Source organism: Enhygromyxa salina, assembly GCF_002994615.1.
In the GTDB taxonomy this organism is placed as follows: domain Bacteria; phylum Myxococcota_A; class Polyangia; order Nannocystales; family Nannocystaceae; genus Plesiocystis; species Plesiocystis salina_A.
Map to the genome: position 1 here is coordinate 84,571 of NZ_PVNK01000184.1, position 9,238 is coordinate 93,808.

Consider the following 9,238-nt stretch of genomic DNA (forward strand, 5'->3'; position numbering starts at 1 on the left):
GATACGACGGATCAACTCACGCGCGGGCGCCCTCCCCGACCGCCATGGATGCTGAATACTGGCGGCGGCGAGGTCGTCTTGGCCCCCGCGACAGACTCCGACAACTCGAGAACTCTGATGAATCGACTCCGCGCCCGCGTGTTCACCGCTTCCCTGACCGGACTCCTCGGCCTCGCCGCCGTCGCGGTCGTCACCGCGACCCCGAGCGTCGCCGCCGCCCAAGACAGCGCCATCGAGGCGTTCAAGGCCAAGCACGAGGCCGTCGTGAAGCTGGTCAAAGACAACGCGAGCGACGCCAAACTCCAGGCGAAGGTCGATGGGTTGCTCGACTACGACTACCTCTCGAGCTCTGCCCTGGGCGGTCCCAAGAACTACGCGCGGGTCTGTGGCTCGCGCTGCGACGAGTTCGACGCGCTGCTGACCCGGCTGATCCGCGAGAACTACCTGCGGATGATCCGCAAGGCCGAGAAGCACCCGGTCGAGTACGTCGGTCAGGTCGAGGGCAAGAACAACATCTACAAGGTCACGACCCGGGTCAAGATCGAGAAGAACGGGCGCGAGCAGAGCATCACCGTCGACTACGTGATGCACAAGGTCGACGGCGCATGGCAGGTCCGCGACATCATCACCGACGGCGTGAGCCTGGCCAAGACCTACCGCTACGAGTTCAACAAGATCGCCAAGGCCGAGGGCATCGACGGCATCATTCGCAAACTCGAGGCCAAGCTCGGCTCCCTCGACGCCAACCCCTGATAAACTCGGCCGCATCGCCGGCCTGATCCCAGCACCCATGACGAGCGCGCTCCGCCCCCGGACCGCGCTCGTCTTGTTTGGTTCGGGGCTCGGCGCCGTGCTCGCCGTGGCGGGCGGATGCAGCGACTCCACGGTCGTCGGCGAGGGCCAGTTCAGCCGAGCGATCGAGCTCGCCTCGGACCCCGCGGCTCCCCTGCCCCGCCTCGCCTGGTTGCCGGGCTCCTGCCCCGGGCCGGTCGGCGGCTGCGAGAGCTTCTGCGACGGCCCACCAGATAGCTGCCCGGCGTCGGCCTGCCTGCCCTTTTTGATCGACAGCGGCACACCGCTCTCGATCTTGCCGAGCAGCGACGGGACCCTCAGCTTCGGCCAGGACTGCGTCGAGCTGCGGGCAGCTGGAGGCCTGCTCGACGCGCCCGAAGACCCCGACATCCTCTCGGGCACGACCGCCTCGTTTCGCCTCTACAACGCGCCGATGGTCCACGCGCCCGGAACAGAGGTCGACGGCTGGGACTGGAGCGCGGGCGATGAGCTCACGCCGGTCGGCGTCGGCGGGGTCATCGGCGGCAACATCTTGCGTGACTTTTCGGTTGAGCTGCGCCACCTCGTGGGCGAGCCGCCGACGCTCGCGTTCTTCTCGGAGTACCCCGGGACCGAGACGGTGCTCGGCGATCAGGGCCGCGCCTACGTGCGCCTCCAGTATCCCGGTCGGCTGCTCGGTCGGCTGCTCAACGACCGCTGCGAGCTCGGCCCGGGCCTCGACTGCCGGCTGTCGGACTTCAACCTCAATCAAGACAACCAGGATCTGCTGTTCGAGAGCACCCGCGCGCTCGTCGACGCCTGCGTCGCGCCGCCGCCGTGCACGGTCAGCTGGATCAACGACGCCTGCCAGCAGACGACGGGCGGCCTGAACCCGACGGGCTGCTCCGACGACATGGGCGAGAGCGCGACGCTGGTCGTGGCCACGGGCGCGCCGGGGGTGGTCCTGTTCGAAGACAGCGCCGGGCGGCTGCTCGGTCCGCTCGACCAGCTCCCGAGCTGCGCCGCGATCCTGCCCGAGTCCGACGTCCCCGCCTGCTTCGAGTCCGACGCCGGTCAGCTCGTGCTGCCCGGCTGGCCCGCCCTCGACGGGCTTCGACGGCTGCGGATCCGCTCGCTGGGCCTGCTCGAGGGCCTCGACCAACCAAGCGGAGACTCGCCCTGCACACGGCTGCGTGATCGACGCAAGGGCCTCGAGCGGCAGTGCGATCTGTTCCATGACGAGGGGCGGCCCTATCGACCCGCGGCTGTGCCCGAGGCCTCGGTCGGCGCCTCGGTCGTGGTCATCGGGGAGGTCGCGCTCGGCGACGAGCAGACCGGACCCGACACCAGCGCCTGGCTCCCCACCCTCATCGTCCCCGAGACCGCGGCGCCGGTCATCGCGCTGCGGCGAGAGGTGGTGCCCGAGGGCGCACAACCCGACGGCCTCGTCGGCGGCGCGCTGCTGTCCAACACCGAGACGGTGCTCGACTTCACGGAGTCCGTCGAGAGCCCCGGCGTGCGCGTGCGCTGCCTCGACCCTGGCCCGCGCTGCCTCGCCGCGCCGACCTGCGAGTCCGAGTCTCCCGGCGCCGAGGGGAACACGCCCGGGCGAACGAGCTGCTGCTTCGGCCTGCCGTCCGAGCTCATCGCGCGCGTCGCCCTCGAGGGCGAGGACAAGCAGGCGCCGCGGGTCGAGGATGCCTGCTGTTCGGCGCTCCCCCGCGCTGCGCTCATCGACCTGCAGTCGCCGGGGCTGGATCTGTGCACCGGGGTCGACCTGCCCTAGGGTTTTCTATGACCCCCCCCTGGCCGGGCCTTTATGACCCCCCTGGCCGGGCCTTTATGACCCCCCTGGGCACCCTGCACTTTGCCACGCACGGCCGCTGCGCGGCCGGTCGCTCCTCGCTGCGCTCGTCCCTCGGTGGGCCCTCATGTGCTTCGCAGCGGGATCCGTGGCCCCCTAAAGGGGGCTTCTATGAGCCCCCTGGCCGGGCTTTTATGACCCCCCTGGCCCCTCCCTGCACTTTGCCACGCACGGCCGCTGCGCGGCCGGTCGCTCCTCGCTGCGCTCGTCCCTCGGTGGGCTCTCATGTGCCTCGCAGCGGGATCCGTGGCCCCCTAAAGGGGGCTCTAGACGCGTGCTCGAGACGCTTGTTTGCTGCGTCCATGGGACGCGCAACGCGTGGAAAAATCGAGGGCGTGCCTCAGTGCAGTGTGTGCGTGCCCTGCATGCCGACGAGGCGCTGGGGATCTACTCCGATCGCGCCCAGCGCTCGCGCCCACATGTGGTCGGGCTCGCAGTCGAACAGGAAATCGACGCCGACCCCGACGTCGTCCTCGCCCTCTTCGACGATCGGGACGACGACCCAGCTGCCCGCCGCGATCTCGGTCTCGAGCTGCCCCCCGGCCCAGCCCGCGTAGCCAAGCAAGAACATGAAGCGCGAGCCGCCGCCGCCGAAGCGCGCGCCCGGAGCCCCGCCTCGAGCCCTGCCCGGATCGTTTTGCTCGTCGAGCACTGCCTCGAGCGAGGTCGTGAGCCACAGGCCTTCGGCGAGCTGGTCGGCGTCGCTGTCCCAGCGGCCTTGATCGTGGAGGAACCACCCTCGAATCTGCTCGACCGGACCCCCGAGGCGCACGCACTCGTCTGGATCTCCGGCCCAATCCAGGGTTAGCGACTGCGCGACCTCGTGGATCGTCGTGGGCATCGGGTTGTTGAGGACCAGGCCCAGCGCGCCCTCTTGACCGTGGTCGAGCATCAACACGACCGAGCGGTGGAAGTTGGGGTCGAGCAGCTGGGGGACCGCACACAGGAGGTGCCGGGCCAGACCGCGCTCGCTTCGTTCCCCGATCGTCACTCGACCAGCTTAGCTCATCGCCTCGCGGCCGCACACACCCCATCACGGCGGCCGCTCGCACCGCCCCGCTGTGCATCACTGGGGCGCGCTGTTTTTGCCTTCGCCCTTGGCCTTGCCCTTGCCCTTGCTCTTGCTCTTGCCCTTGGCTTTTTTCTCGTGCTTCTTCCGGTCCTTGTGTTGCTTCTTGTCCTCGTTGGCCTGGTTCTCTTCGGCCTTGCGCCTGCGATCGATCTCGCGTGGATCCTCGTCGACAGTGCTCGCGTCGCTGTCATCGGTTGTGGACCCTCCTGATCCGCCGGCGTCGTCAGGCTCTGGCGTGGGTCGTGGTCCCCGCCTTGGACCCCTTGCGCGGTCGTCGAAGGGCTCGGGACGGACCGGGCCGGGCACGACCCCAGCGGGCTCGGCGGCCGATTGCTCGTCAGGCGCTGCTTCGTCGGCGAGGGCCTGGTTGGTCGCCTCGGCTTCGGCCACAGCGGGGTCATCACCCCCGAGCGTGCTGGCGATCCCGCCGACGGCGGCTGCGACCAGGAGCAGCGCGGCGACGATGGCGATCGGTAGCCCCACACGCAGGCGGCGCTCGGGCGGCGGGCCGTCGAGATCCATCACGGACGTCACCACCACCTCGGCGTGCGAACCCGCGAGGGCCAGATCCGCGGGCATTGGGCTGGCCGCCGCGCTGGCGCCGAGGCTGTCGTAGGCGCCAGTCGAGAGCTGGCCGACGCCGAGATGTCCACTCGACGCGTAGGCGTGGGTCGGGGCGCCGCGCGCGATCGAGGAGCCGGCGCCGGACGGCATGCTCGCCTCGGGCTGGCTGGTCGAAATCGTTGCGCCGGTTCGGACCGCGGCGCTCGGCTGCGCGGCGGGCTGCCACGCGACGCCCGAGCGGGCGGGCTGGTTGGACGAACCCGGGGCGGGCGTGAGCGCGAGGCTCGGGCCCGAGCGAGGCCCTGGGGCCAGTGAGGCCGCCGCGGTCTCGAGCGCGTCGATGACCTCGCGGGCGCTGGCGTAGCGATCTGCCTTGGACTTCTCGAGCAGCTTGTCCACGACCCCGGCGAGCGCCGCGGGCACGCTCTCGGGCAGCGGCGGCGGCGGAGCCATGATCTGCATCCGCAACAACTGCGCCGGCTCGTCGGCCTCGAAGGGCGGCCGCCCGGCGAGCATCTCGTAGAAGATCAGCCCCGCGGCGTAGAGATCGCTGCGCGCGTCGATCTTGCCGCCCGCGGCCTGCTCGGGGGCCATGTAGCGCGGGGTCCCAAACACGATGCCCTGACGGGTGAGCTTCTCGACGCCCTGCTCGTCGAGCAATTTGGCGATGCCGAAGTCGACGAGCTTCACGAGCTCCTCGCCGCGGAAGTCCGTGGTGAGAAACACGTTCTCGGGCTTGAGGTCGCGATGAATGATGCCGAAGTGGTGGGCGTGCTCGAGCCCGCAGAGCATCTGCTTGGCGGTCTCGATCATCGCCTCGGGGGCCCACGGGCGCCCGAGCCGGGCCTCGAGCTCGCTGCCCTCGAGCAGCTCCATGACCAGGTAGGTCGTCCCATCCTCGGTCGTGCCGAAGTCGGTCACGCGCACACAGTTGGGGTGGTCGAGGCGCGAGGCGCTGGTCGCCTCACGCTCGAAGCGCTTGGCCACCGAGCTGTCGCGGCCGAGCTCGGGGCGCAGGACCTTGATCGCCACGTCGCGCTCGAGCCCGGTGTGGCGGGCCCGGAACACCGCGCCCATCCCCCCCGATCCCAGCAGCGACTGGACCTCGTAGCGATCGTGGAGCACGGCCCCGACGAGCGCGTCGAGGTCCGAGTGAAGCTTGGCCGATTCGCTCACGGGCCGCCTGTCATCGCCCCGCTATCGAGACGCCTGTCCAGTATCCGAAGCGAGTCACAAAAACTCAACCGCGCCGGTCACCGCCCTGTCGCAGGGCCGAGGACGAGGCGGCGACGTATGCCCGCTCACCGCCCGTGCACGAACGCGTCGCCCGTCCCGAACCTGGGATGGGTCCGCGAGCTCGGATCTGAACGCTTGTGAGGCGGCCGCCCTCCGCGCTAGCTTCGACACCGATGGCCCTTCAGCTCAACCCCGGTGACAAGTACGAGAAATTCGAGATTCTCTCCGTCGCGCGCAAGTACGACGGATCCTGGGTCTATCGGTGCACAGCCGAGGGCTACGAGCAGCCGCTGGCGGTTCGGGTCTCGCTCGACTCGGTCCAGGACGAAGACACAGCCCGCCGCGCGCTGCGAGAGATCACGGTCCTCGAGGAGCTGACCAACACCCACGTGATCCGGGTGTTCGACTCGGGCATGGGCGCCAACGATCACTGGCACATCGTGCTCGAGGGCCTCGACGGCGCGCGCCTCGATCACTGGCACGACTTCGATCGCCCGATGCCGGCCGCCCAAGCGGTCGGGCTGATCCACCAGGCCTGCCTCGGGCTCGCCGAGGTCCACGCCCGCGGCGTCGTCCACCGCGATCTCAAGCCCGGCAACCTCTGGGTCGAGCCCGACGGCAACCTCAAGATCATCGACTTCGCGTCGGCCCGAGGGTTCGGGGCCAACGCGCTGGCCGGCGACAACGTCACGACTCAGCACGTGCTGGTCGGGACCCCGCAGTACGCCCCGCCCGAGCAGGTCTACTCGTCGACCCTGACCACCGCGAGCGACGTCTACTCGCTCGGGGTCATCCTCTACGAGCTGCTCTCGGGCCACTGCCCGTTTTGGGCCGACCGGCCCCGGAGCGAGGTCGTCCGCGCGCTCGCCGACGATCCTGTCGACTGGATGAACGCCCACGTCAAGCAGCCGATCGTGCCGCTGCGCGAGCACGCGAGCTGCGTGAAGGTGCCCGAGAACCTCGCCGATCTGCTCGAGACCTGCCTGGCCAAGAAGCCCGAAGAGCGGCCCAAGGACGCGGGCGTGCTGGCCAATTCGCTCGGCTGGGTGCTCCACCACGAGCTCGGGCAGGCGCCGGTTGCGACCATGCTGGTCACCGATCCAGGCGGCGGGGTCGCGTACCGGATGGTCCCGCCGGGCGCCCACCGGGTCGGCTTCGGTCCCGGGCTCGACATCCGCCTGCGCGTCGAGGGTGACGACCAGCCCTGGGCCCTGCTCGAGTGGGAGGGGCCGCCCAAGCAGGCCGAGCTGCGCGTGCTCGATGGCGGGCGGACGATCACCCTCAACGGCCAGCCGATCTCGCAGCGCGCGGCGATCGGCGCGGGTGACGAGCTCGGCATTGGAGGCTTCACGCTGCGCCTGACCTACCCGCGCGCCTGACCCACCCGCGCGCCTGAGCTTGCGGGCCTCTCGGCCTCGTGTTAAAGCTCCGTTCCGCTCGCCAGAGTGGCGAAATTGGTAGACGCAGCGGACTCAAAATCCGCCGGGGGTGACCCCTTGCCGGTTCGAGTCCGGCCTCTGGTATCGGCCCGGGACGCGAGGTCCCGGGCCTTTTTCTCGACCTCGACCTCGGAGCCCAGGAGCTCAGGGATCGTCGACGAGCGCGAGCATGCCGAGCTCGACGCGGCCGCCGTGCGAGCGGACGCGCAGCGCGGCGCTGGCCTGGCCGATCGAGCGGCGGTAGTTGCCCGCGCCCACGTGCGAGGCCGTGTCGAGATCGATGACCAACGCGCCCGCGCCCTCGATGTCGATGTCGAGATCGCTGACCTTGGCGAGGTTGACGACCACCTGCCCGGTGGTCTCGATCTCGATGTCGCGGCCGGCCTCGGCGTCGACCGTGACCCGGCCAAAGCCGCTGTAGACATCGACCGCCGCCGAGGTGCTCAGCTCGACGTCGCCCCTCGTGGTGTGGACCCGGAGCTGCTCGGTGCCCCCGAGGATCTGGACGTCGCCGCCGTCGAGTTCGACCGAGACATAGGCGTCGACGCCGGTCACGAACACGTCGCCGGTGCCGACGATCTCGTGGGCGATGTAGCTGGCGGTCTGGACCTCGAGGCTGTCGAGCGCCGTGATGTCGCGGATCTCGGCGGGCAGCGAGGCCGAGAGGCGCCCGACCTGCTCCCAGGTCTCCCAGAGCAGCTCGGCCTTGTGCGCGCTCGTGAGCGCGTCGGGGGCGCTGCCGCCGAGGGTGACCCACCTGCCCTGCCAGTCGACGAAGCTGCGCGCCCCGTCCCCGGCGACCACGAGCTCGGTCGCGGGCAGGTGCAGCTGCACGGTCTCGACGCCCGCGAGGCTGGCCTCGTCGGCGAAGTCGACCTCACCGCGGAACCCAAACACACAGGCCCCGAGCAGCGCGGCCCCGAGTCCGCAAGCCAGCGCGCCCCGAAGCCTCGGGTTCATGACGTGGCGCGCCAGGGGGGCGAAGGGCTCGAGCAGGGGCTGCATGGGGATCACGAGGTTGTGATGGTCAGAAGTAGGTCGAGACCCCGACGCCGAGCTCGGCCTGGGGTGCGTAGCGCGGCAAGGCGCGCTTGGCCGAGTAGTAGCGGGTCGTGAGCGGCACCGCCAAGCGCGGGATCAGCTCGAGCGAGACGCGGTCGAGCACGAAGTAGCGCAGGTCGATCTGGCCGTAGGGCACCGCCCCGAACTTGGTCGTCGTGCCGGGTGAGGCCAGGGTCGGGTCGAGGGGCCTGCGCTCGCTGCCGACGGCGACCTGGAGGATCGAGCCGACGCCGAGATCGATCCACAGGCGCTTGCGATCGAACACGCGGTAGTCGAGGCGCCCGCCAAACTGCCAGACCTGGGGCCCGTCGAGGCCGCCGGGCTTGACCGAGAGATCCGACAGCCCGACCGTGAGCCGCCGGGTCGCCTGGCCCATGATCGAGACGCTCCAGTCGTCGTAGAAGCCGGGGCGACGGGTGTCGGCGCGAAAGCCCACGGTCATCATGCGGGTGACGCTGAGCCGGACGTTGTGCTCGAGGGCGGGCTCGACCTCCTCGTCGACCGCGACCCGATAGGCGTCGGTGATCGCGTAGATCCACAGCAAGGGCGCCGCGCTCGACAACACACCGTAGCCGACGAGGCGGGCGTACTCGGCCCCGAGCCCGCGGGTCCCGTCGTTGCCGAGGCTGTAGAGCGCCGCCGCCCCGACGAGGCTGCCGACGGTCCCGAACAGCAGGCCCGTGCCCTTGCCGCCCTGGCCGTTGAAGAACTGGCCGACGCCGGGGACGAAGGTCGAGGCCAGCGGGCTGGCCCAGGCGCGCCAGTTGTGACGGTGGCCGTGGGCGCGAGGTGCTGGAGGGTCGCCCGGGGGCGCGAGTTGCTGATCCTGTCGCGCTTGTTCGACGCGGGCGGCCTCGGCTTTGGCCTCGGCCTCGGCGCGGGCTTTTTCTTTGGCCTCGGCCTCGGCCTCGGCTGTGACCCGAGCTTGGTCGGCCTCCCAGAGGTCGGCCGCGAGCACGCGCTCGCCGTCCCAGACCAGGCGCAGGCCCGAGGCGACGACGACGGGCGCGGGGTCGCCTTCGCCCGGACCGCGCAGATAGTAGACCCCGGTCGGCAGCGAGAGCTCGGTCTGTTCGTCGGCGCCGAGCTCGAAGGCCTCGACGATGGGCTGGCCCTGGTCGTCGAGCAGCTCATACTGGCCGGCCACGCCGGGCGCGAGGATCAGCGAACCTGGGGGCTGGGCGGGGGGATCGGCTGCGGGTGACTCCCCCTCCCCTTCCCCCTCAGGCT

Annotated in this window: 6 protein-coding genes, 1 tRNA gene and 1 pseudogene; 4 read left to right on the plus strand and 4 right to left on the minus strand. The window is 70.4% G+C overall.

Translation table 11 applies throughout. The annotated features are described in order from the left end of the window. Positions 1–117: 117 nt before the first annotated feature. A complete protein-coding gene (locus ENSA5_RS21400; protein ID WP_258182952.1) occupies positions 118–753 on the plus strand; it encodes an MlaC/ttg2D family ABC transporter substrate-binding protein in 636 nt (211 codons plus the stop codon). Positions 754–790: 37 nt separating this feature from the next. Next, positions 791–2,557: a hypothetical protein gene (locus ENSA5_RS21405; protein WP_106393531.1), complete on the plus strand. Its 1,767-nt coding sequence runs from the start codon at positions 791–793 to the stop codon at positions 2,555–2,557. 418 nt (positions 2,558–2,975) lie between these two features. Here ENSA5_RS21405 and ENSA5_RS21410 read toward each other — a convergent pair whose 3' ends face one another. After that, positions 2,976–3,626: a YqgE/AlgH family protein gene (locus tag ENSA5_RS21410; protein ID WP_106393532.1), complete on the minus strand. Its 651-nt coding sequence runs from the start codon at positions 3,624–3,626 to the stop codon at positions 2,976–2,978. Positions 3,627–3,701: 75 nt separating this feature from the next. Next, the gene (locus tag ENSA5_RS21415; protein ID WP_106393533.1) at positions 3,702–5,447 is read right to left on the minus strand and encodes a serine/threonine protein kinase; all 1,746 of its coding nucleotides are present in this window, start codon (positions 5,445–5,447) and stop codon (positions 3,702–3,704) included. 233 nt (positions 5,448–5,680) lie between these two features. On the opposite strand from ENSA5_RS21415, the gene ENSA5_RS21420 reads away from it, so the two are divergent. Continuing rightward, positions 5,681–6,886, plus strand: a complete 1,206-nt coding sequence (locus tag ENSA5_RS21420; protein WP_106393534.1) for a serine/threonine protein kinase — start codon at positions 5,681–5,683, stop codon at positions 6,884–6,886. A gap of 60 nt (positions 6,887–6,946) precedes the next feature. Beyond that, positions 6,947–7,030, plus strand: a tRNA-Leu gene (locus ENSA5_RS21425). Between the two features lie 60 nt (positions 7,031–7,090). On the opposite strand, the gene ENSA5_RS21430 is transcribed toward ENSA5_RS21425, so the two are convergent. Then, positions 7,091–7,951: a DUF4097 family beta strand repeat-containing protein gene (locus ENSA5_RS21430; protein ID WP_106393535.1), complete on the minus strand. Its 861-nt coding sequence runs from the start codon at positions 7,949–7,951 to the stop codon at positions 7,091–7,093. Positions 7,952–7,973: 22 nt separating this feature from the next. Beyond that, positions 7,974–9,238 (minus strand): annotated as a pseudogene (locus ENSA5_RS38010) (hypothetical protein); the annotation flags it as partial.

Excerpts from the sequence above, each read along its gene's own strand:
- ENSA5_RS21400 (WP_258182952.1), top strand. The coding sequence starts at position 118 with ATGAATCGACTCCGCGCCCGCGTGTTCACCGCTTCCCTGACCGGACTC.
- ENSA5_RS21405 (WP_106393531.1), top strand. The coding sequence starts at position 791 with ATGACGAGCGCGCTCCGCCCCCGGACCGCGCTCGTCTTGTTTGGTTCG.
- ENSA5_RS21420 (WP_106393534.1), top strand. The coding sequence starts at position 5,681 with ATGGCCCTTCAGCTCAACCCCGGTGACAAGTACGAGAAATTCGAGATT.
- ENSA5_RS21430 (WP_106393535.1), bottom strand. The coding sequence starts at position 7,951 with ATGCAGCCCCTGCTCGAGCCCTTCGCCCCCCTGGCGCGCCACGTCATG.